Origin of the sequence: Pseudomonas sp. PS01300, from assembly GCF_029960155.1 — a bacterium.
Lineage (GTDB): Bacteria > Pseudomonadota > Gammaproteobacteria > Pseudomonadales > Pseudomonadaceae > Aquipseudomonas > Aquipseudomonas palmensis.
Map to the genome: position 1 here is coordinate 1 of NZ_JASCPN010000169.1, position 278 is coordinate 278.

The 278-nt window shown below is 62.9% G+C and carries 1 protein-coding gene; it reads right to left on the reverse strand.

The features are described from left to right. Window positions 1-104: 104 nt before the first annotated feature. A complete protein-coding gene (locus QMX96_RS26825; protein WP_282362740.1) occupies window positions 105-275 on the reverse strand; it encodes a DUF3077 domain-containing protein in 171 nt (56 codons plus the stop codon). Window positions 276-278: the final 3 nt, after the last annotated feature.

Here is a 278-nt window from a genome sequence, read left to right on the forward strand (position 1 = left end):
GCTGTGCGCTGCTCAAGGCGCTGGAAGACGGGCGCGTGCAGCAGCAGCGCATGAACAGCTATCGCTCGATCATTGCCAGCGTGCCGCAGGACAGCTACTGACCGTCATGGCGCAGGCGTTTGTTCGATGAACATCGCGTGCGCCACATCCTCGACCAGGGCCTTGGACATGCCGCTCAGGTAATGTGCCGCCCAGACCAGCGTGCCATCCGGCTCGATGCCGGCTTGCAAGGTGAGCTTGTACGCGCAACTGAGCAGCAGGGCTGATTGTTCCAGGGC